The organism is Flagellimonas hymeniacidonis, assembly GCF_008040165.1.
Classification (GTDB): domain Bacteria; phylum Bacteroidota; class Bacteroidia; order Flavobacteriales; family Flavobacteriaceae; genus Flagellimonas; species Flagellimonas hymeniacidonis.
In genome coordinates this window covers 211294-233871 of the sequence record NZ_VRUR01000002.1, presented here as the reverse complement: position 1 = coordinate 233871, position 22578 = coordinate 211294, and the positions used below count along the sequence as shown (strand labels likewise).

Here is a 22578-nt window from a genome sequence, read left to right as displayed (position 1 = left end):
ACTGTATTTAGAAGTTTAATTGATCTAAGTCGTTATGATGTACTTTTTGTATAATCGTACCCTTTTTCAACACCAAGATCGCTGGATTGGAACGAACAATGGTTTTGAGGGTGGTTTCATCAGTAAAATAAAAATCAAAGTCCAAATTATATTTGTTCTTTAATGCAGTGGCTTGCTCATTATTAGAAGCAGACATACCTACCACGGTATAGCCTTTTTCCTTAGCCTTGGAAGTAACGGTTGCTACCTCTGAGAAAAAGTCATTGTTGCTCTTAGCCAAATCATAAGCGATAACCATGACTAAATTATCCTCCTCCAAAATCTCGGAGGCCATATCCTGCCCTTCCCTTTCAATGGTAAAATCATGTATCGGAGGTTCGTATCCTTTTTGAATCTCAGTAGTCTCTACATCTATAAATTCCCCATCAATCTTTGGGTATTCACCATTGGTGACCACAATCTTCTCATCTCCATTCATCTTAAAACGCCAAGCATACTCATAAATGGCTTTAGGTGCATTTTCAGGAACACTCATTCCCTGCTGAATGTTGGCTCCTATTTTATAAGGCCTAAAATCTACAGAAGGAAGGTGGTTTAATACATGATTTGCGAACAATATACATACAATGGTAGCTACTCCAGCTATGGCCCAGTTTATTTTTGATGTAAACAGTGGTTCGATATATTTCCTCCCAAAATACAGGACAAGAATCAATACTAAAAGAACAATATCCTTTGTGAAAGATTCCCATGGGGTTAGTTTTACTGCATCACCAAAACAACCGCAATCTGTTACTTTGTTGAAATAGGCTGAGTAGAATGTTAGGAAGGTGAAGAAAACTATCATCAACAAGAGGCTCCAAACTGTAAATTTTGGTTTAAACCCAATGAGCAATAACACACCTAAAAGCACCTCCACAATCACTACAAAAATGGAAATTCCTAATGCCATGGGCATTAAAAAAGGAAGGTCCAGTACCCCTTGACTAAAATATTCTTCAAGCTTAAAAGAGAAACCAACAGGGTCATTAAGTTTAATAAGACCACTTATAATAAATAAGATTCCAACAAAAATTCTAGAAATCCATACCAAATACTTCATCATTTTTCGCTTAAATGGATTAACGCAAATACCGCATAGTTAACAATATCTTGATAATTGGCATCTATGCCTTCACTTACCAAAGTGGCTCCTGAATTGTCTTCAATCTGCTTTACTCTAAGCAACTTTTGAAGAATCAAATCGGTCAACGAACTAACACGTATGTCTCGCCATGCCTCACCGTAGTCGTGGTTTTTATTTTCCATCAAGGTTTTGGTGGTGAATACCTCTTTATCATAAAGCGAAATAGCTTCTTTGGCATCTAAATCAGGCTGTTCAGCAATACCTTTTTCTAATTGAATCAACGCCATTATGGAATAATTGATGATCCCAATAAACTCAGATTGCTCTCCTTCATCTACCTTACGCACTTCATTTTGCTGTAGACTTCGAATGCGTTGTGCCTTTATAAAAATCTGATCGGTTAGGGAAGGAAGCCTTAATATTCGCCAAGCCGTACCATAATCCTTGGTCTTTTTAAGAAATAGTTCCCTGCAGGTGTTGATCACTGCATCATATTGTTGGGAGGTCTGCTGCATGTATTCTTCCTAATTTGCGTAAATTTCGTCCAAACTAAAATGCTTAAAAAGCACTTCGCCAAAGATAATCAAACCCAACAAAGCAGGTATTTTTTATGACTATAAACTGCAAAGGAAACCTGATTGATCTGAGTTCGCCAAAAATAATGGGGATTCTCAACCTTACCCCTGATTCATTTTATGATGGAGGAAAGTACAAAGATGAAACCGCTATTCTAAAGCAGGTTGAAAGCATGCATACCAATGGCGCTACTTTTATCGATATGGGCGCTTACAGTTCCAGACCAGGGGCAGAACATGTATCTGAAGCGGATGAATTAAAAAGAATGCTCCCCATTTTGGAGTTGATTTTACACAACTTTCCCGAAACTCTGGTTTCCATAGATACGTTTAGGGCAAATGTGGCTTCAGAGAGCCTTAAAAGAGGTGCAGCCATGATCAACGACATCTCTGCTGGGAATTTGGACACGAATATGTTCGATATTATAGCCGAACATCAGGTGCCTTATATTATGATGCACTTAAAAGGCACCCCGCAATCCATGCAAAAACAGGCAGTCTATGACGATTTATTGAAAGATTTAATGCTCTATTTCTCTAAAAAAATAAATGAGACCACTTCCAAAAAAATCAATGATATTATCATAGATCCAGGGTTTGGCTTTGCAAAAACAACAGCACAGAATTATACACTTTTAAATCATTTGGATTTGTTCAAAAGTTTTAATGTCCCTCTCTTGATTGGATTAAGTCGAAAATCCATGATTTATAAAATCCTAGGCGCTTCACCAAAAGAGGCATTGAACGGGTCAACATCCTTGCACACCATTGCTTTATTAAAAGGAGCAAATATCTTACGGGTACATGACATAAAAGAGGCCATGGAATGCATAAAACTGGTTGAGGTATTAAAAGCTAACGCCCTTTAATTTCTGGTTCTTCTATTTTTGCTAATTTTACAAAAACACCGCGGTTGGATTTTCTGAATTTTCTTGAATTTAAAATCACAGATGTCATAGACATTGTACTTGTTGCCGCACTACTCTACTACATCTACAAATTAGTAAAAGGTACCGTGGCCATCAATATTTTTATTGGTATTGTAATTGTTTGGGCGCTTTGGAAACTCACAGAATTGCTTCAGATGAAAATGATCAGCAGCATGGTCGGTGGATTCATGAACATTGGTCTTATTGCGCTTATTATAGTTTTTCAGCAAGAAATTAGAAAATTTCTGTTGATGATCGGTTCTACAAATTTTGCTTCCAAACGTAATTTTATCCGTCACTTTAAATTCTTGAAACAGGAAGCCATGCCTTCTGATACTGATGTGGATGCTATAATTGCCGCATGCGAAAGAATGGGAAGCACCAAAACGGGCGCCTTAATTGTTATTGAGCGCACCAACACCTTAGATTTTATTAAATCTACGGGAGATACCATGAACATTGAAATTACTCAACCCATTTTAGAAAGTATATTCTTTAAAAACAGTCCTCTCCACGATGGGGCAGCTATTATTCAGGATAATTATATCACCGCTACAAGGGTGATTTTGCCCGTTTCCAATGACAGGAACATTCCTTTGCGATTTGGGTTGCGACACCGGGCAGCTGTGGGTATCACCGAAAAAACAGATGCTATTTGCTTGGTGGTTAGTGAAGAAACAGGTTCTATTTCTTATATAAAAAATGGAGAGTTTGCGCCATATAAAGGACTGGATGAACTTGTAAGCTTTATTAAAAAGGATTTGGAATAGATGGACTGTAAAAACTGCAGCAATTCTCTAAAAACGGATTTTAGTTATTGTCCAAATTGCGGTGCAAAAGTTGTAAAAAACCGACTCTTTTTAAAAAATATATTTCAAGATTTAAGTGTTCAAGTGTTCAATTTGGACAACACCTTTTTAAAAACTATTCGTCATCTATTTTCCAGACCGGAAATAGTTATTTTGGAATTCATTTCAGGTACACGAAAAAAGTATATGAATCCCATTGGCTTTTTTGCCATTGCGGTTACCCTATCGGGTATTATGTTTTTTGTGCTTAGAAATGTCTATCACCTAAATCTCACTCAAAGTAGTTTCTCTGACACGGACACGCGAGAAATGAATTTTATGTTCGACTATCAAGGGTTGATGTCTTATATGATCATGCCTTTGTATGCCTTACTTTCTTGGATGTTGTTCAGAGGAAAAAAAAGGTTTAACTATACCGAACACCTTGTTGCCAATGCTTACATTATTGGACAAACATCCTATGTGCAAGTGGTTCTTTACATACTTGTCTTAGGCCTTTTCCCAATTAAATTCGACATTTTCAATTTTGTCTTTTTATTCATGGTGGTAACCTATCAGTTTATCGTTCTGGGAAAAATGCACCAGACTAAATTTTGGGGTACTTTTTGGCGGGCAGTAATTTATTTGTTCTTCTTACTCATTCTAATGATGGGTATAGGTATTGTTGCGGTACTCCTAACCATACTAACTGGGCAAGCTTCATTACAGGATTTTGCTCCAAAATAACCTATGCAACCTCCTCTGCCAAAAACTGCGCTTCGTATAAATCACTGTAGTAACCACCTTGTTTAAGAAGCTCTTGGTGGGTACCCATTTCAACAATTTCTCCAGCATCCATTACAATGATTTTATCCGCTTTTTTAATCGTCGCCAATCTATGCGCAATGATGATGGAAGTTCTCCCTTCGGTAATTTTGTTTGTAGCCTGTTGAATAAGCTGTTCCGAATATGTATCTACGGATGAAGTCGCTTCATCCAAAATTAAAATACTTGGGTTGCTCACATACGCACGTAAAAAAGCAATCAATTGACGCTGTCCGCTGGAGAGCATAGCACCACGTTCTTTTACATTATACTGATAACCTCCAGGAAGGCTCGAAATAAATTCGTGTACTCCAATTTGTTTGGCCGCTTTCTCAATGTCAACCACCGAAACTGATGTTTCACGAAGTGAAATATTATTCGCGATAGAATCCGCAAAAAGGAAAACATCCTGAAGCACAATAGCAATATTAGAACGAAGAGACCTTAAAGAATAATCTCGAATGTTGTGCCCATCAATCAAAATAGTGCCTGAATTAATCTCATAAAAGCGATTGAGCAGATTAATAATAGTAGATTTTCCCGCACCAGTTGCCCCTACAATCGCAACAGTCTCCCCTGCTTTTACATTAAAGGAAATTCCATGCAAAACTTCTTCGTTTTCAACATAACCAAAGTGCACCTTCTCAAAAGCGATAGTTCCCTTAACATCGTCTTTTTCCAATTTACCTTCATCTGGGATATGACTTTCTGTATCCAAAATTCCGAATACCCTATTGGCTGCCACCATACCCATCTGAAGTGTATTGAACTTATCTGCAATCTGACGTAATGGGCGAAATAACAAATCCATCAAGAAAAAGAAAGCGAAGATAGAACCTGTATCGTTCAATGCTACGTTTTCAATGTTCTGGATGACTCCAAAATACACTACTAAGCCAATTCCAATGGAATACGAAATCTCTGCAATGGGGAAAAAGATGGAATTGTACCAAACCGTCTTTAACCAAGCGTTTTGGTGTTTTTCGTTGATTTTTCTAAACTTTTCTTTTTCAATCTCTTCCCTATTAAAGAGCTGAACAATCTTCATTCCTGCTATTCTTTCTTGAACAAAAGAGTTTAAATTGGAAACTTGGGCCCGTACTTCTATAAAGGCAACCTTCATGGCCTGTTGGAACAATCTTGTAGCCACAAGAATCACGGGCAAAATAGCAAAGACAATCAATGCTAATTTCCAATTAATGTATAGCATCACGGCTGCTCCGGACAGCATTTTTAAGGAATCGGCCACAATCACAAAAAAGCCTTGACTAAATATTTCCCCTATACGCTGCATATCTGCCACTGCTCTGGTCACCAATACCCCAATGGAAGAATTATCAAAATAGGTCATTTTAAAACCCATCATACGCTGAAAAAGCCTTACCCTAATATCTTTTATTACGGATTCTCCCAATAGGTTTGCATAATAATTAAAGGAAAGCTGACAAATGACCTGTCCAAACAAGGCTCCTAACATCGCTAATACCACGAAAACCAGTTTCTCGCTATCTTTATTGGAAAGTGCCTCATTGATAATATCTCTCACAAGAATAGGAGTCAAAACGGCAAAAGCAGCGGATAGAATCGCTACGATGGCAACAAGCCAAAAAATGGTTCTGTAAGGTTTGGTATGCGCAAATACGCGCTTGAACAAACCAAAATCAAACGCTCTTCCTATTTCCTCATTCTTGCTCATTAAATACGCTTTTTGGGTATACGATCTTTGTCAAATATAATCCTTTTGCTGGCACAGAAACTCCTGCCTTTCCTCTATTCTTACTCGCTATAATAGCATTGATTTCATCAGGGCTCATTTTACCGGCTCCTACATCTAGCAAGGTTCCCACTATCGCCCTTACCATATTACGAAGAAAGCGATCTGCACTAATAGTAAAGACCAATTTATCTTTTCCTTTTTCCCAGGCGGCATGCTTAATGTCGCAATTAAATGTCTTCACATCTGTATTGGACTTGGAAAAGCATTCAAAATCTGAATGCGCTAATAGAAAAGATGCTGCCCTGTTCATTGCCTGAACCTCCAAGATTTGTTTTACGAAATGTGCGGTATCTGTGTAGAAAGGATTCTTTTCTTGAACAACCCAGTATTCATAGGTGCGCTCTGTAGCATCAAATCGGGCATGGGCATCTTCATTAACCGGAATAATTTCTTTTACCGCTATATCTTCTGGAAGAAAGGCATTGAGACGACGAACCAGTTCTACCCTATCTGAAATTTGGTCAACATTAAAATGGGCAAACATTTCCCGGGCGTGTACCCCAGCATCCGTCCTTCCGGCGCCAACAACTTCAATTTTATCTCGCAACAGCGTAGACAGTCCTTTTTCCAACACTTCTTGAACCGTTATAGCGTTGGGTTGGTTTTGCCATCCGTGGTAGGTCTTTCCGAAATATGAAAATCGGATAAAATATCTCAATTGAATCCCTTATTTTTAAGATGTTAAAGATACTTGAATCCCATCCAATAGAAATTTCCCCATCATTTTTTAGCATATTTTTAGCGTTATGACCAAAATTTTACTGCTTTCGGATACTCACGGACATATGGATGCTTCTATTTTAAAGTATGCTTCTGAAGCAGATGAAATTTGGCATGCGGGAGACATTGGTAACCTAAGTGTTACCGATAAACTAAAAGCAATCAAACCATTACGTGGGGTTTACGGCAATATCGATGACCATGTTATTCAAAAGGAATTTCCCGAACACAATCGGTTTTTTTGTGAGGAAGTGGATGTTTGGATTACACATATTGGAGGTTATCCTCCTAAATACAACATCCGGGTAAAGGAGGAAATAAAACAAAACCCTCCTAACCTTTTTATCTGCGGGCATTCCCATATTTTGAAGGTGATGAATGATAAAAAGTTAAACCTGCTGCATATGAATCCTGGAGCTTGTGGAAAATATGGGTTCCATCATATGAGGACCATGCTTAGATTTAAAATTCATGGTGATAAAATATCAGATTTGGAAGTAATTGAATTAGGCTCAAGATAATATGAAAAACTATCTCCTCCTTGGAATTCTGCTCTTGGTAGCCTGTAATGGGAAGTCACCTTCAAAAAAATCGGTTGTTTCTGAAAACGAGGCAGACACCAAAGCGGTTTCCTTGTATATTCTGGGTACTGTGCAAGATGGAGGAAGTCCGCATATCGGATGCAAAAGGGAATGCTGTGCAGCCTTGTTCTCGAACCCAGATGCAAGCAGGAAAGTAGTTTCCTTGGGTGTTGTGGATCATGAAAAAGAAAAATCCTATTTGTTTGAGGCTACTCCAGACATTACTTCACAAATGAAGAGTTTAAAGGAGTTTACCCAAAAGGAGACCGAGACTCCAAACGGGATATTTTTAACCCATGCGCATATTGGTCATTATACGGGTCTTCAATATTTTGGACGCGAAGCGTTGGGCGCCAAACAAGTTCCTGTTTATGCCATGCCGCAGATGAAATCTTTTCTTGAGAGCAACGGACCTTGGAATCAATTGGTGACACTGGAAAATATTTCAATCCAGGAAATGGAGAACGAAATGAGAGTTCAACTTACGTCAAACCTTAGTGTAATTCCATTTATAGTGCCGCATAGGGACGAATACTCAGAAACGGTAGGGTTTAAAATTATTGGTCCCAGCAAAACAGCATTGTTCATTCCGGATATTGACAAATGGTCTAAATGGGAGAAAAACATTATTGATGAAATAAAGGTTGTTGACTATGCCTTTTTGGATGCATCATTTTATGATGGTGCTGAAATAAACAACAGGGACATTTCCGAAATACCACATCCTTTTGTCGTTGAGAGTCTACACCTTTTTCAACAACTACCCGAAAACGAAAAGAGAAAAATTCACTTCATTCATTTTAACCATACCAACCCACTACTCAATAAAGAAAGTAATCAATACAGAGAAGTAATTCAGCAGGGGTACAATATTGCCGGTTTTAAAGAAAAAATTGATTTATAAAGGATAAGTCCTAAAAGTAAGAAGTTGGGGTAACTTGCGTCTAAACGGAAAACAATCTTACAACAACATGAAAACAACTAGTTTACAACTTTTAACCATTGCAGGACTCTTATTTTTAGCTTCTTGTGGAGAAAAAGCAAAAAAAGCGGAGGCCGCTGTAGAGGAAACGGTGATGAAAGTTTCCAAAGCACCCGTCTATGACACCAATGACCCAAAAAGCATTTTGGCATCTGTTGCGCATGCTCATGGAGGATGGAATGACCTTTGGAAAAAAGGAGATGTAGAATACACTTATGACTATAGATACCCATCTAATGGAAAAGCAGATGTTTCCATAGAGCGTTATATTTTTAATTCGGAAGCTTCTTATGGAAAGTACAGTCAGCATCAAATTAATGTAATGCCGGATAAGGAAGGGGAAGTAATTCAATATTATGATGGTGAACAAACTGTAGTGATGGTAGATGGAAAAAAATCTGAAGATCCTCAGTTTATAGGGTTGGGAAATTTTCTTAGAACTGCGAATTATTATTGGTTTACAATGCCTTACAAGCTAAACAATAAAGGTACTATAGCTAAATATATGGGCGCTGAAGAGTATAACGGAACCACCTATGATAAGGTTCATGTTACCTATGATGCAGAAGTAACCGGTAAGGAACAAAACGATATTTATATCCTTTACGTAAATCCTGAGACTAAATTGGTTGATCGTTTTTATTTTTCACTGCCTTTCTTAGGAGTAGAAGAACCTGTAATCATTGCAAATTATGAGTATGAAGATATTGATGGCCAAATGATTTCTACAAAGCGGTCTTATTTTATGCCTAATAAAGAAGGTTATGCAGAGGAGCCGAGTATTGTGCAAACCCTATCTGATATAAAATTTGGAAATGGATTTACCGAAGCAACTCTAATGCAGTAGGTTTTATCCAAGTGTTTATCAAAATAAAAACCCCGGCCTAGGCCGGGGTTTTTTCGCACTAATACTACTAAGATGTTAGGTTTAACGCAAGCGATCAACAGATTTTACAAGATCCTCATCCTTTTTGATGGCTCTGTTGGCCAGAACCAGAAAAACGATAGAAAATACAGGAATCAGCATCCCAATACCCTTCTCAGAAATTTCACTTTCTCCGGATAAGTTTAGCGATCGATAAACGAAAAATCCTAGTAAAAAAAGATTCAATATCATATTCAACCTGTTTACAACAAATTGATTTTGTCTGTTTTTATACAAAAAAACCGAAATAAGCGCCAAAGCTGCAGATAGGTATAAAACCAAGCTGATCCACAATTCTTGTTGTGCAAAAAATTCAGTTCCTTCAGCATCAATCCATAAATTCAATACAAACGGCAATCCACCAGCAATAATTGCAACCAACACTAAAAAAAAAGTCTGAATGCGCTGAATCATCTTATAAATTGATTTTGGAAGGCAAAAATAGGTGTCTTTTCGGTAAATGACCACTTATTGTTGAAAATAATTTGTATACTTGTGTCGTTATTAGCGAAGCACTTACCTAAAGGATATCTTCCTATTGTAGTACCCCAATAACTTTTTACTTCAATTATATACATTATACAAGTCTAATTTATTCATTACTTAATGTTCGAGATTTCAGATCTAAAAGCTAAAAAGCTTCCTGAGTTGCAAGAAATTGCAAAAGGCCTTAGTGTGCCAAAATTTAAAGCACTTAAAAAACTGGATTTGGTCTACCAGATTTTGGATGTACAGGCATCCAACCCAAAAGTGGTTCAGGAAAGTTCTGTAGCCCCTCAAGAAACGACAGCTCCAAAACCAAAAAGAGCAAGAGCTCCCAGACCAAAACCAGAAAAAAAAGAAACTGTGGCAGAAAAGCAAGAGGTTAAAGCCGTTCCTGAAGCGGTTGAGAAAAAAGAAAGCACCCCTGCTGCACAACCACACGTAAGAGAGTCCAATAAACAAAACGGACCTCAAAAAAACCAAAACAACAACAGAAGAAATAACCCGCACCCGAGAAATAGCGGCCACGAAAAAAAGAGCAGCAATTTTGACAAGGATTTAAAAAACAGGTATAAAGAACCTGAGTTTGAATTTGATAGCATAATTGAAAGTGAAGGAGTTCTGGATATTAATGTAAAAGACGGTTACGGCTTTTTACGCTCTTCAGATTATAACTATCTGTCTTCTCCCGATGATATCTATGTATCTCAATCCCAAATCAGATTGTTTGGCTTAAAGACAGGAGATACGGTACTTGGTAATGTGAGACCTCCCAAAGAAGGAGAAAAATATTTCCCTCTTATTAAGGTCAGCAAAATAAACGGTTTAGATCCGCAAGTTGTAAGAGATAGGGTTTCCTTTGAACACCTTACACCCTTGTTCCCCAAGGAAAAGTTTAAACTGGCGGAAAGACAGAGCACATTGTCCACACGGATAATGGATTTGTTTTCCCCTATTGGAAAAGGACAACGTGGTATGATTGTTTCGCAGCCTAAAACTGGGAAAACAATGCTACTGAAGGATATCGCCAATGCAATTGCTGCGAATCATCCCGAGGTGTACCAGATTATTCTTTTGATTGATGAACGACCAGAAGAGGTTACAGATATGCAACGTAATGTACGTGGTGAAGTAGTTGCTTCTACTTTTGATAAAGAAGCCACAGAACATGTTAGGGTTGCAAATATTGTATTGGAAAAAGCAAAACGCTTGGTAGAATGCGGACACGATGTAGTTATCCTTTTAGATTCCATTACGCGTTTGGCTAGAGCTTACAATACCGTTCAGCCCGCCTCTGGCAAGGTCTTGAGTGGTGGTGTTGATGCCAATGCACTGCACAAACCAAAGCGTTTCTTTGGAGCAGCGAGAAATATTGAAAATGGTGGATCACTTTCTATCATTGCGACTGCCTTAACAGAAACTGGTTCTAAAATGGATGAGGTCATCTTTGAGGAGTTCAAAGGTACTGGTAATATGGAGTTACAATTGGATAGACGAATTTCCAACCGTAGAATTTTCCCTGCCATTGACCTTATTTCCTCTTCCACACGTAGAGATGATTTATTATTAGATGAAACCACCATACAACGTATGTGGATCATGCGCAAGTATTTGGCAGATATGAATCCAGTGGAAGCAATGGAATTTATGGAGCAACGCATAAAGCAAACAAAAAACAACGAAGAGTTTTTGTTGACCATGAACAATTAAATTTTATGTAGGTATAACTTGCAAACACATTATATTTAAGCCCTTTGAGCAATTTCATTGGGCTTTTTTTTGTGTCCCATTTTGAAGAAAAAACATATCTTTAATGCAGTTTCCCCATACTATGAACACTAAAACCCTTATAAAATGAAAAACACCAAAAAAGTAACCCCATTCATTCTAGGTGCCATGCTTCTGTTTTTGGGAGCTTGCCAAGAAAAACCAAAAAAAGAAGAACCACACGAAGAACCAAAAGAACGCGTAAAACCACCAAAACAAATTATTTCCTTAGAAACATCAAAAGAGCTGTACGATAACTATTCAAAAAATCGGGCAGAGCTTATACAATCATATGAGGCAGAAGAAAATGATGACGAAAATTTTAAAGCTGCCAGATTTGCTTCTTGGGACTTTAAAACCATCAAACAATATATTGCATTTATAGAACAAGAAGCAAAAGATGCCAAGGTTGATATTTCAACAATTCGTTTTTATTACGCCAATTATCCCAATAAGAAAAGATTCCCAGATGGGAAAAAAGTAATACACCCTAGGCAAAATTCAATCATTATACTTCCAACCATGAAGGTTGATGGCACAGATTATGGGTTTTATATAGGTGAGGACGGAAAAGCAAAACTTATTAAAGATGCTGTAGATGCGAAAGGTATAGGCTCAACTTCTGAACAAAATGGCAAATCTTATGCAAGTTTTGCTCCTAACTTTTCTGCCCCACCGGCACTATTTGCAGGACAAAGCTTGAATATGAATCATGGAAATTCCGGACCTCCACCAAAAGGTGATTTTTAATTCTCTATGATCCAAGAGCTCATCATTTTTCTAAAAAACCAGTTTTTCCTTGCCATCTATTTTGTTACATGGCTGGTTGCTGTATATAGATATAGAAGGTATTTTGATACGGTATTAAAATACCTCCCTATACTTATCATCTATACTTTTTTCACTGAGCTCTTGGGTTATTTTATTAAAAACCATCAAGATTTTCAATTTTTCTCAGATGGTAGATATGATTGGCACAATGTAATCATCTACAATGTGTACCAAATAATAACTTTTCTATTTTTTTATTGGGTTTACTGGATGACCATTAAAAAGCAGTTTTCAAAAAAAATGATTATATACGGCACATATCTGTGTTGCCTGTCTTATTTAATCAATGTTTTTTTTCAAAACCCATTGCACGAGCAACTAGAGTATGCACATATTATTGGGTCATTGGTTCTGATATTTGCCCTTGTACTCTATTTTAAGGAAAAACGAATAGAAAACAATCCATATCCCCAAAAAAACAATTTACTCTATTGGGTAAGCATTGGTCTATTCGTTTTTTACACATTCTTTCCCTTTCTGTTACTTTCAGATTATTTTAATATCAGTATCTCAGTTCAATACCATCTTCGGATTACATTGTTGACTTTTATTGTCTTAATGTACTTTCTTTTTATTGTGGGTCTGCTCATGGGCAAGAGAAAAGCCTTTAGATAATCAATTTAGGTCTTTTTGCAGACCACAAATCTTTCTCCTTTCACAACTTTTGGTTACCGTTCATCGATAAAATATACATTTTTGTAGGCTTTTTCGTTCATGTTTCGAGCGAATAGTCACAGCTTTATTTATCGAAGAAAGAATACTGTTTACCGACATCAAATGGTTTCCCAACTGATTCTGAAGCAATAACTATTTGACTGTATTTAGTTTTATCCAAAATTTGGATGGGAAATCCAATTAAAAATGACAAAGATGAAAACGTCCCAAATTGTTTTATCTACGCTGTGCTTATTAGCTGCGCTAACCTACACCTCATGTGTAAAAGATAGCTTCGATGATACTGTAGATCCTAACCCCCAAGGGGAAACAGACCCTCCTATTGAGGAAGTTCCGATAGACGAGTTAGAAATTACAGAACTGCAAATACCGACAGACTTTGACTTTACGACGAAAAAAGAGTTGAGATTAATCATCAATGATAATACTCCAAATGTAAGGTATGATGTATATGCCTATAATGATGAAGTGGTGTTAGGTGAACAAATAACCTACTTAAATGAAGAGGATGAGGAAGAAACAGATTTTGATATTTCAGTAGATAATCTCAACCATATTATTTTCAGTGGAGTTCCTTCAGGCGGTAAAATTGAACATTCCTTCGTAGTACCCGATTATTTTGAGAAATTATATATCCGAAGAAAGGAAGGGTTTAAGTTCTCCTCTGCTATCGTAAATATAGCATCTGAACTGGTGACTTACACCTACTCACCTGAAAGTGGAAAAAGAGCCACAACAGGCAAACCAATGGTAGAAGATTACCTGTATTGTGTTAACGGTGGTGGGGACCTATTTCAAGTGGATCCGGTGACCGGGGCTTATACTTTTATCTCCGACATGCCTATGGGCAGCTGGACAGCAGCTATTGACCAACAAAATAATATGCTGTACTCAATTGGTAGGAGCAAGCCTTACCCACTTATGAAATATGATATTATAAACGACACCTGGACCACAATAGGTGATGTTGGAAAAGGAGGACCTAGATTAGATTTTAATCCACAAGATGGCCTTTTGTACTTTTCAACGGGTGAAAAATTATTCACTATTGATCCCCAAAATGCAAACATCCTCTCAAACTGGAAAATAAAAGGTCTTCACAAAAAACAAGGAGGAGATATGGCATTTGCCGATGACGGTACCATATTTATCTGTTCATTTTCTGGATTGTACAGGTTAGACCTAAATTCCGACGGAGATTATGATGCCATTAGAATTAGCGGTGAAGATTTGCCGTTTGAACCCACCTCAATGACATTCGATTCTAATCAAGAACTATGGCTCGCCAATAATGATGGAAATAGTAATCTTATCGTTATGGATACACAGACAGGCGGTTGGGAATATCGATATGGTCCCAATTCCACTTCTGGTGTAACCTATGATAGAGCGATAAACGACCTAACCACATTTAGGATTTTTGACGAAGTTACCATAGATCCAGACACAGATGGTGATGGAATTACGGATAGCAATGATGAATTCCCTGATGATGCGGACAAGGCTTTTGAACAATTTACACCAAGTAAATATGGTTGGGGAACACTGGCCTTTGAAGATTTATGGCCATTCTTGGGGGATTATGATTTTAACGATACTGCAGTTAACTACAGATTTGTCGCTGTTTTAAATGCCGATAACATGGCGGTACAGTTAGATATGCATTTTGAAGTGACCGCTGATGGAGCCGGACTCATTAATGCTCTCGGAATTGAATTGGAAAGTGTTGCGCCAAGTCTAATCGAATCTGTAACGGGAACCGTCTTGACGGAAGGATTTATAAATGCGGCCTCAAACGGAGTGGAAGAAGGACAAGATAGAGCTGTTATCATACTATTTGATAATAACCACACCATGTTGCATGTACCTACTACGGTTTCTATAGTATTCACAACGCCAATTACAACCACTCAGTTGGGCATAGCCCCATTTAACCCATTCTTAATTGTGAATGGAGACAGAGGCAAGGAAATTCATTTGCCTAACAGGTTCAGAACCACCTTAGGTGTAAATGATACCAGCGTAGAAGGCATAAATAGAGATATAGACGGAAACTATAAAACCGATACTGGATTACCTTGGGCCATCAACGTTATGCATAATTTTAGACCGCCAAAGGAAAATATTCCCGTGAATCAGGCCTATAACTTTTTTAACGAATGGGCCACTTCTGGAGGAACTATTTTTCAAGATTGGTACAAGGATTCAACAGGATACAGAAACGAAGCAGATTTGCTGGATTAATTTAGATATATAAGTAAGCAAAAAACGCTCCGAAATGGGAGCGTTTTTTTATTTCATTATTTCTTCATGGCCCAATGAGGCCGTTGACAACGACTCACTTCACCACATTTTTAACTGCTTTTACAACTTTGAAATGTTGTTCATCGACAAAATAAGTAATTAATGTAAGCTTTTTCGTTCATTTAATGAAAATATTACCTATGAAAAAGGAGAATAGAATTTTTAGAATAATTCTTATTTCCATAATAGCCTTACTAACCCAAGGTTGTCTAAAAGAAAAATACAATAATTATCTTGAATCAATAAGTAATGATTCTTTGGAAATTGAAGGTCCTATCTTGACCGATTTAAAGTTTCCCTCAGATTTTGATTTTAAAACAGAGACCGTTGTATCAGTAAATATAACCGATAATTCTCCAAATACACTTTATGAAGTGTATGCATACAGCGATGAGTTAATCAACAGTTTAGATAGTATTACAGGACCTCTCCCCAATAAGCTATTTGAAAGGTTACCCTTCAATGGTGCCATCCAAGAAAGTGTAACCCTATCATCATTCATAGATAATCTATTTATAATTAGAAAGTCAAATGAACATATTGATGATTTTGTGGTTCCCGTATTACAAAACTCCGCCTCCTACACATACAATGGCCCCACAGGCAAAAAAACCGTTTCTAAAACATCAGAAGAAGAAAATCAACTAAGCACCGATTGTGCCAATGTTTATGGTCAACGATTTTATGTAAATCTCAATAACACCATAGTTTCAAGCAATGGTAATATCAATACGATTTCCAACATTCAATTTCCCAGACAAGGAGTAACCGGAATCATTACGGCCACTTCAGTTGATGGTGTTGAGCTTAAAAATCGTTTTTCATTAGCCGGAGCTGGTTTCTCCACTCCTATTTTCACATTTTCAGGCTTTAATTTCTGGATAAGCTCCAAAATTGATACAAATAATGATTCTGATGGTTATGTAGAATTTGAAATGGTTTTGGATACCCCGGTACAAAATCTTCTTATGCACTTTAGAAGCGTTGATGCCTCCATGTATCAATTTGTGGGTGATCAGCATGCAGAAACCTTACTATCTGGAGGTAGTGAATTCTTTTACGATGATTCTGGAAGAATACTTAAAGACACCGATTCAAGATCAAGAGGGAGGTATTATAGAGATGGTTATGGCTCCATTTTAATCTCTGCAGTTTCAGGCACATTTGATAGAATTGTTTGGCGAAGAGTGGATGACCCAACAAGTAATTCCCAAAACGACTCAAATTGGTTTACATTTTCCGAAGTTGAAGTTTGCAACGACCAAGATGGGGATGGGGTAACAGATTCTGTAGATGAATATCCCGAGGATGCAACACGGGCCTATTCCATAACCTATCCATCCAGTTCTACAAAAGCTTCATTGATTTTTGAAGATCTCTGGCCTTTTTTAGGAGATTATGATTTTAATGACACAGCAATAGACTACTCTATAGCTAAAATCTTTAATTCCAGTAACCAAATTGTTGCTATTGATTTTAATTATGTTGTCACGGCAGATGGAGCTGGTTTTGTAAATAGTATGGCTTTTGAAATAGAAGGATTAAGCCCAAATAATGTAGCTTCTACAAGCGGCCAAATTCTAGATAGAAACGTATTTGATCTTGCTGGTAACGGAACCGAATTAGAACAAGAACATACTGTAATTCCATTATTTGATGATCATTCCATCATTGTAAATCAAGAAAACAAAGTCAGTCTTTTGTTGGTGAACCCTATTTCCAACACATCATTGGATTTTGCTCCTTTTAACCCCTTTTTAGTGGCCAATGGAGAAAGAGAAAAAGAGATTCATTTGGCCAACCGCGAGCCAACAACATTAGGCAACTCCCAGCCAGAAGTCTTGGGGAATATAGCCGACATCAATGGTAATTACACCACTGAAAATGGTCTTCCCTGGGCTATTAATGTAATTGAATCCTTTCCACTTTTACAGGAAAAAGAAGCTATAAACAAGGGATATCTTTATTTTGAAGAATGGGCTTTATCTGGTGGAGAAAGTAGAAAAGACTGGTACAAAGATCTTCCCAACTATAGGAACACGGCAATACTAAAGGGAAATTAAATCTCCAAAGTAACAATACAGAAACAAAAAGCGCCCCTTAAAAAGGGGCGCTTTTTAATGCTGTGCTAGGCTAAATTACATTGCAGCAACTTTGCTCATCAACTTACTTTTCAAGTTTGCAGCCTTGTTGTTGTGTATAATGTTACGTTTTGCCAACTTATCTATCATTCCAACAACTGTTGGCAAAAGAGTTTCGGCAGCTTTTTTATCCTCCTCATTTCGTAGCTTTTTAATAGCATTACGAACGGTCTTGTGCTGATACCTATTGCGTAAGCGAACTGCTTCGTTTCTTCTAATTCTCTTTAATGCTGACTTATGATTTGCCATTGTACTTGTTTAAAATGAATGACGGAAAATTAAAATTGGTACTATCCAATATTTCAACTTTTCCTTTTACTATATTTTTTAATATTACTTGTAGCCCGTAGGGGAATCGAACCCCTGTTACCAGGATGAAAACCTGGCGTCCTAACCCCTAGACGAACGGGCCATTTAGGTAATAAAAAATCAAAAGTGATAAAAAAATGTTTCCATTCTATATACTTCTAACTAATTATAACCCATTATTTCACTGAACTTTGTAGCCCGTAGGGGAATCGAACCCCTGTTACCAGGATGAAAACCTGGCGTCCTAACCCCTAGACGAACGGGCCGGGTGCATAATTGCGGATGCAAAAATACAACTATTTTTAAGTCTTGCAATAGTAAGTATTATTTTTTGCTCCCTTTTAATACGCCTTGGCAAACAGTACCCTTCGGCTCGATGGTTTTCCTGTCACCATACATTTACCTTCCTGCTCTTCCACATTCCATGGAATGCAACGAATTGTAGCCTTGGTCTCTTCTTTTATTCTGTCTTCTGTTTCTGAACTACCATCCCAATGGGCAGAAATAAAGCCACCTTTTTCCTCAATCAATACCTTAAATTCATCATAAGAATCAACCTCGGTAATATGTTCTGCTCTATATGCATGTGCTCTATTATAAATGTTATCCTGAATCTCGTGCATTAAGGTTTCAATCCTAGCAACAACATCTTCAGCTTTTACGGACTCTTTTTCGAGCGTATCTCGCCTTGCGAGCTCAAAAGTGCCATTTGCCAAATCTCGTTGTCCAACTGCCAACCGCACAGGAACTCCTTTCAGCTCATACTCATTGAACTTAAAACCTGGTTTGTGGGTATCTCTTTTATCATACTTTACTGATATTCCTTTTGAACGAAGTTCTTTTACTAAAGGCTCTACTTTTTCCGATATGGCATCCAGTTGTTCTTCACCCTTATAAATAGGTACAATTACCACCTGAATTGGTGCCAATTTTGGCGGCAATACCAGTCCATTATCATCACTATGGGTCATAACCAAAGCACCCATAAGTCTGGTTGATACACCCCAAGAAGTTGCCCAAACATATTCTTGTTTCCCTTCTTTACTCGCAAATTTTACATCAAAAGCCTTTGCAAAATTTTGACCTAAAAAATGGGAAGTACCAGCCTGAAGGGCTTTTCCATCCTGCATTAAAGCTTCAATACAATAGGTTTCTTCAGCCCCGGCAAAACGCTCACTTTCTGTTTTTGTGCCTTTTATTACAGGTACAGCCATATGTTCTTCTACAAATTCCGCATATACATGCATCATTTGCTCAGCTTCTTCAACAGCTTCCTTTCTTGTTGCGTGTGCAGTATGTCCTTCTTGCCATAAAAATTCTGCGGTACGTAAAAATAATCGTGTACGCATCTCCCAACGTACTACATTGGCCCATTGATTTATTAATAATGGTAGATCACGGTACGACTGCACCCATTTTCTATACGTATCCCAAATAATGGTTTCTGATGTCGGTCTTACGATAAGCTCTTCCTCCAATTTGGCATCTTCATCTACAACAATTCCACTTCCATCTTCTGCATTTTTTAACCTATAATGGGTTACCACAGCACATTCCTTGGCAAAACCTTCCACATGGCTAGCTTCCTTGCTTAAATACGATTTTGGAATAAATAAAGGAAAATATGCATTCTCATGACCTGTTTCTTTGAACATTTTATCCAGCTGCGCCTGCATTTTCTCCCAGATGGCAAATCCATACGGTTTAATCACCATACAACCTCTTACCCCTGAATTCTCAGCTAAATCCGCTTTTACTACAAGTTCATTATACCATTTGGAATAATCCTCGCTCCTACTCGTTAAATTTTTACCCATCTACAATAGTTTGGCACAAAACTTGTGACTTTATCTTCAAAAATAGTTCGGTAAAACTAACTATTTTTAGTATGTTCAACAATAAAAATTGTATGATGATAAAGTCTTTACTCCGCCCCAGATTTCAAATTCTTTCCATATCGGCTATGGCCCTTCTAGTATTGGCCTCTTGCGGTACATACCAACAGTCTTCTTACTACGATGACGATGGAATATACTCCAACGGCAATAGAACAGTTCGTGTAGAAAAAAAATCTGCTGAAGCGGTTAGGGTTGAAAAACAAGAAAATGATATTTATGGCGATTATTTTGGGCAAAAGGCCAATGAATATGATGAAATTTTAGAGGAAGAAATTTTCACAGATGTTGATAGCTACTCTAGTGGAGTTGAAAATGATAGCATTCCTTTAGGTGAACAAACCGATTACTTTGTAAACAACAATACCTATTCTGGAAATCCAGGCTGGGGCGACAATCCAACAAGCGTATCTATAAATGTATATGACAACTGGGGCTGGGGTGGCTTTGGTTGGAACGACCCATGGTTATGGAACAATTGGGGCTGGGGTGGTTTTGGCTGGGGATACGGCTGGAACAACCCATGGAGATGGAACCGTTGGGGCGGTGGCTTTGGCTGGGGTGGCGGCTTTGGCTGGGGCTGGGCCGGTGGTTACGGATGGGGTGGTGGCTTTGGCTATCCTTACTGGGGCTACGGAGGATTTGGATATGGATGGGGTGGTTATTATGGCCGAGGCTATAACAGAGGATTCAATAGAGGGTATTACAACCGAGGATATGCTTATAACAGAAGTAGAAGAGGATATTCCAACAATGTAATTCCTGGGACAACTTTAAGAGGGCGATCTAACTTGGCATCAAGAAGAAGCGGGTACTCGTCTAGATATAGAACAGGCGCAAATAGATCTAGTGTAAGCAGAAGTGCTTCCGCAGGTAGAAGTTCAAGGACCTATAGGAGCGGAACAACTGCACGAAGATCAGTCAGTGCAGATGCAATAGCACGAAACAGAGGTTACAGAACCAGCAGAAGTACCAGAACTTCGCCTAGTTATAGTAACTCAAGAACCAATCGTTCTTATGGTTCGTCACCAGCTACAAGAAGTGGTCGCACCTATAGAAGTGGCACTGTAAATAGAAATTCTTCAGGGTACAGAACATCTGGAAGAAGTACAAGGAGTTATCAGTCTTCAGGTAGAACAGCACCCCGAAGCAGTAATTATAGAAGATCAAGTACTCCGCGAAGCTCTGGAAGTTACCGAAGTAGTAGTCCTAGCAGAAGTTCTAGAAGTAGCGGAAGCTATAGAAGTTCGCGAAGTAGCTCAAGAAGTTCTGGAAGCTACCGAAGTTCCGGAAGTTCTAGTAGATCTTCTGGCTCTTCAAGGTCGTCGTCATCAGGAAGAAGTAGTAGAAGACACTAAATTCCACAAAATTTATCATTTAAACTAAATCAAGAGAAATGAAAAGAATCTCAACTTTCATAATGGTATTGTCATGTGTTTTTGTGAGCGCACAGAATATTAACGATGTATTGCGCTATAGCACAGAAAATATCCAAGGTACTGCCAGATTTCAGGCCATGGGAGGAGCTTTTGGAGCATTAGGAGGAGATTTATCCTCCCTAAATGTAAACCCTGCTGGCTCTGCTGTTTTCAATCATAGTCAGTTTACCATTACAGGATCCAATTACAATAGAAGCAATGATGCTCTTTTTGGAAATAGCCTACGTAATTCGGACATTAATTCGGTAGAGTTGAATCAGCTAGGCGGTGTTTTTGTCTTTAAATCATCAGATAGTCCCTGGAAAAAAATCGCGCTGGCATTCAACTATGATCTTGCAGAAAATTTTGATAACGAGTTCCGTGTTGTTGGGAATACCACGCAAGGAATTGATAATTATTTCTTGAATTTTGCTCAAGGACAGGCGCTTGGCGACCTAAGAATACAGCAGGGAGAATTTATTGAGGATGCTTATTTGGATATAGGAGCTAATCTTGGTTTTGGAGCCCAACAGGCGTTCCTTGGTTTTCAAGCTGGTCTTATAGAACCCACCGTGGATGATGACGCCAATACATCTTACTTTTCAAATGCGCAGTATAGTAGCGTAAATCAAGAGTATTTACAGAGTACAACAGGATATAACAGCAAGTTTACATTAAACTTTGCGGGGCAGTATCAAGAGAATTTATACTTGGGTGCGTCCTTGAACTTTCACAATGTGCTGTACGACAGGGTCACACTTTTGAATGAAGGTGGGTATGATGCGGATTCACCTGTGCAGTTTACCACTTTTGACAATCTTCTTCATACGGAAGGCTATGGATTTTCATTTAGTGTGGGAGGTATAGCAAAATTGAACGACAATATTCGCGTAGGAGGTAGTTATCAATCTCCAACATGGTATGAGCTTACCGATGATACATCCCAACGCATTAATTCTACACTTGCTGAATCTGATATCGATTTCATAGACTTTGGCATTATAAATTTATTTGAAGAATACAGAATAAAAACTCCCGCCAAACTTACCGGAAGCGTTGCGGTAGTTTTTGGAAAAGATGGTTTATTGAGTTTTGATTATGGATATCAAGACATGTCACAAGCTGAGCTTCGCCCTACGGCTGACCCTAGTTTTGCAACAGAAAATGATTTTATTTCCAGCCAGCTGGGAGTTGTAAACACGTATCGTCTTGGAGGTGAATTTAGAATTGATGAAGTAAGCCTTCGCGCGGGATATAGATACGAGGAAAGTCCATATGAAAGTGGTGACATTATTGGCGATTTAACGGGATTTTCTGGGGGAATTGGTTATAATTTTGGAGGAAGTAGGCTGGATTTAGCTGTAAACCGAACAGAACAAGATGTAAACACCTTACTTTTTGAATCTGGAATCAACAGCTCAGCGATGATCAATAGAATAAACACCAATATTACCTTAGGGTATACCGTGAAGTTCTAAGCTTTATCAAAAAAATACAGAAGAAAGGTCAGAGAAAGTCTGGCCTTTT

20 protein-coding genes and 2 tRNA genes are annotated in these 22578 nt (G+C 38.1%); 13 read left to right on the top strand and 9 right to left on the bottom strand.

Annotated features, from left to right (window positions below):
- Window positions 1-7 precede the first annotated feature (7 nt).
- On the bottom strand, window positions 8-1102 hold the full coding sequence (locus tag FVB32_RS09970) for a BT_3928 family protein (RefSeq protein WP_147745043.1): 1095 nt from the start codon (window positions 1100-1102) through the stop codon (window positions 8-10).
- On the bottom strand, window positions 1102-1641 hold the full coding sequence (locus tag FVB32_RS09965; protein ID WP_147743652.1) for a DUF1599 domain-containing protein: 540 nt from the start codon (window positions 1639-1641) through the stop codon (window positions 1102-1104). Before FVB32_RS09965 ends, FVB32_RS09970 begins: the two co-directional genes overlap by 1 nt.
- Before the next feature lie 95 nt (window positions 1642-1736).
- Between FVB32_RS09965 and folP the strand changes: the two genes are divergently transcribed.
- From folP to FVB32_RS09950, 3 genes are read left to right on the top strand one after another with little or no spacing between them, the layout of a single operon-like run.
- Window positions 1737-2570 (top strand): dihydropteroate synthase, encoded by an 834-nt coding sequence (folP, locus tag FVB32_RS09960; RefSeq protein ID WP_147743651.1) that lies wholly within the window; start codon window positions 1737-1739, stop codon window positions 2568-2570.
- A 44-nt stretch (window positions 2571-2614) separates the two neighbouring features.
- Window positions 2615-3400 carry a diadenylate cyclase CdaA gene (gene cdaA / locus FVB32_RS09955; protein WP_147743650.1) on the top strand — a complete coding sequence of 262 codons (786 nt, stop codon included), beginning with the start codon at window positions 2615-2617 and terminating at the stop codon, window positions 3398-3400.
- Complete coding sequence (locus FVB32_RS09950; protein WP_147743649.1) at window positions 3401-4165, top strand: DUF3667 domain-containing protein; 765 nt, start codon at window positions 3401-3403, stop codon at window positions 4163-4165. It abuts the gene before it with no gap.
- Between the two features lies 1 nt (window position 4166).
- Here the strand turns inward: FVB32_RS09950 and FVB32_RS09945 are convergent, their stop codons facing one another.
- Both FVB32_RS09945 and truA read right to left on the bottom strand, forming a co-directional pair.
- Window positions 4167-5939 (bottom strand): ABC transporter ATP-binding protein, encoded by a 1773-nt coding sequence (locus FVB32_RS09945; protein WP_147743648.1) that lies wholly within the window; start codon window positions 5937-5939, stop codon window positions 4167-4169.
- Window positions 5926-6678 carry a tRNA pseudouridine(38-40) synthase TruA gene (truA, locus tag FVB32_RS09940; protein WP_147743647.1) on the bottom strand — a complete coding sequence of 251 codons (753 nt, stop codon included), beginning with the start codon at window positions 6676-6678 and terminating at the stop codon, window positions 5926-5928. Before truA ends, FVB32_RS09945 begins: the two co-directional genes overlap by 14 nt.
- Window positions 6679-6766: 88 nt before the next feature.
- On the opposite strand from truA, the gene FVB32_RS09935 reads away from it, so the two are divergent.
- The 3 genes from FVB32_RS09935 (at window position 6767) to FVB32_RS09925 (ending at window position 9150) form a co-directional block, all read left to right on the top strand.
- A complete protein-coding gene (locus FVB32_RS09935) occupies window positions 6767-7261 on the top strand; it encodes a metallophosphoesterase family protein (RefSeq protein WP_147743646.1) in 495 nt (164 codons plus the stop codon).
- A gap of 1 nt (window position 7262) precedes the next feature.
- Window positions 7263-8225 carry an MBL fold metallo-hydrolase gene (locus FVB32_RS09930; protein ID WP_147743645.1) on the top strand — a complete coding sequence of 321 codons (963 nt, stop codon included), beginning with the start codon at window positions 7263-7265 and terminating at the stop codon, window positions 8223-8225.
- Window positions 8226-8292: 67 nt separating this feature from the next.
- Complete coding sequence (locus FVB32_RS09925) at window positions 8293-9150, top strand: DUF6503 family protein (protein WP_147743644.1); 858 nt, start codon at window positions 8293-8295, stop codon at window positions 9148-9150.
- An 81-nt stretch (window positions 9151-9231) separates the two neighbouring features.
- On the opposite strand, the gene FVB32_RS09920 is transcribed toward FVB32_RS09925, so the two are convergent.
- A complete protein-coding gene (locus FVB32_RS09920; protein ID WP_147743643.1) occupies window positions 9232-9642 on the bottom strand; it encodes a DUF4293 domain-containing protein in 411 nt (136 codons plus the stop codon).
- Between the two features lie 192 nt (window positions 9643-9834).
- On the opposite strand from FVB32_RS09920, the gene rho reads away from it, so the two are divergent.
- The 5 genes from rho (at window position 9835) to FVB32_RS09895 (ending at window position 17351) form a co-directional block, all read left to right on the top strand.
- The gene (rho, locus tag FVB32_RS09915) at window positions 9835-11421 is read left to right on the top strand and encodes a transcription termination factor Rho (protein WP_147743642.1); all 1587 of its coding nucleotides are present in this window, start codon (window positions 9835-9837) and stop codon (window positions 11419-11421) included.
- Between the two features lie 144 nt (window positions 11422-11565).
- On the top strand, window positions 11566-12228 hold the full coding sequence (locus tag FVB32_RS09910; RefSeq protein WP_147743641.1) for a hypothetical protein: 663 nt from the start codon (window positions 11566-11568) through the stop codon (window positions 12226-12228).
- Window positions 12229-12234: 6 nt separating this feature from the next.
- Window positions 12235-12924 carry a hypothetical protein gene (locus tag FVB32_RS09905; RefSeq protein WP_147743640.1) on the top strand — a complete coding sequence of 230 codons (690 nt, stop codon included), beginning with the start codon at window positions 12235-12237 and terminating at the stop codon, window positions 12922-12924.
- A 255-nt stretch (window positions 12925-13179) separates the two neighbouring features.
- A complete protein-coding gene (locus FVB32_RS09900) occupies window positions 13180-15228 on the top strand; it encodes an LruC domain-containing protein (protein ID WP_187269548.1) in 2049 nt (682 codons plus the stop codon).
- Window positions 15229-15428: 200 nt separating this feature from the next.
- On the top strand, window positions 15429-17351 hold the full coding sequence (locus FVB32_RS09895; RefSeq protein WP_187269547.1) for an LruC domain-containing protein: 1923 nt from the start codon (window positions 15429-15431) through the stop codon (window positions 17349-17351).
- 75 nt (window positions 17352-17426) lie between these two features.
- Here the strand turns inward: FVB32_RS09895 and rpsT are convergent, their stop codons facing one another.
- The 4 genes from rpsT to proS all read right to left on the bottom strand — a co-directional run bounded on the left by rpsT (window position 17427) and on the right by proS (window position 19555).
- Entirely contained in the window at window positions 17427-17678 is a 252-nt protein-coding gene (gene rpsT / locus FVB32_RS09890) for a 30S ribosomal protein S20 (RefSeq protein WP_073175882.1), read from the bottom strand.
- 91 nt (window positions 17679-17769) lie between these two features.
- Window positions 17770-17841: transfer RNA gene (locus tag FVB32_RS09885), tRNA-Glu, on the bottom strand.
- A 91-nt stretch (window positions 17842-17932) separates the two neighbouring features.
- A tRNA-Glu gene (locus tag FVB32_RS09880) sits at window positions 17933-18004 on the bottom strand.
- Between the two features lie 75 nt (window positions 18005-18079).
- A complete protein-coding gene (gene proS, locus FVB32_RS09875; RefSeq protein WP_147743637.1) occupies window positions 18080-19555 on the bottom strand; it encodes a proline--tRNA ligase in 1476 nt (491 codons plus the stop codon).
- Between the two features lie 71 nt (window positions 19556-19626).
- Between proS and FVB32_RS18015 the strand changes: the two genes are divergently transcribed.
- Together FVB32_RS18015 and FVB32_RS09865 are read left to right on the top strand one after the other, a co-directional pair.
- Window positions 19627-20991: a hypothetical protein gene (locus tag FVB32_RS18015; RefSeq protein WP_147743636.1), complete on the top strand. Its 1365-nt coding sequence runs from the start codon at window positions 19627-19629 to the stop codon at window positions 20989-20991.
- 38 nt (window positions 20992-21029) lie between these two features.
- Window positions 21030-22529 carry an OmpP1/FadL family transporter gene (locus tag FVB32_RS09865; protein ID WP_147743635.1) on the top strand — a complete coding sequence of 500 codons (1500 nt, stop codon included), beginning with the start codon at window positions 21030-21032 and terminating at the stop codon, window positions 22527-22529.
- The last annotated feature ends 49 nt before the right edge of the window (window positions 22530-22578 follow it).